Genomic DNA, 665 nt, shown 5'->3' on the forward strand with positions numbered 1-665 from the left:
CAACGTTCCTTCAGGACTCTCAAGGAGTCAGGGAGAACTCATCTCGGGGCAAGTTTCGTGCTTAGATGCTTTCAGCACTTATCTTTTCCGCATTTAGCTACCGGGCAATGCCATTGGCATGACAACCCGAACACCAGTGATGCGTCCACTCCGGTCCTCTCGTACTAGGAGCAGCCCCCCTCAATTCTCCAGCGCCCACGGCAGATAGGGACCGAACTGTCTCACGACGTTCTAAACCCAGCTCGCGTACCACTTTAAATGGCGAACAGCCATACCCTTGGGACCTACTTCAGCCCCAGGATGTGATGAGCCGACATCGAGGTGCCAAACACCGCCGTCGATATGAACTCTTGGGCGGTATCAGCCTGTTATCCCCGGAGTACCTTTTATCCGTTGAGCGATGGCCCTTCCATTCAGAACCACCGGATCACTATGACCTGCTTTCGCACCTGCTCGCGCCGTCACGCTCGCAGTCAAGCTAGCTTATGCCATTGCACTAACCTCCTGATGTCCGACCAGGATTAGCTAACCTTCGTGCTCCTCCGTTACTCTTTGGGAGGAGACCGCCCCAGTCAAACTACCCACCAGACACTGTCCGCAACCCGGATCACGGGTCTACGTTAGAACATCAAACATTAAAGGGTGGTATTTCAAGGTTGGCTCCA

At 54.1% G+C, this 665-nt stretch carries 1 rRNA gene; it reads right to left on the reverse strand.

Annotation, left to right across the window (positions count from 1 at the left end):
* A 23S ribosomal RNA gene (locus BV390_RS30405) occupies positions 1-665 on the reverse strand; the annotation flags it as partial.

The sequence above is a fragment of the Klebsiella sp. YJ genome (assembly GCF_002108615.1).
GTDB classification, from domain to species: Bacteria; Pseudomonadota; Gammaproteobacteria; order Enterobacterales; family Enterobacteriaceae; genus Klebsiella; species Klebsiella planticola.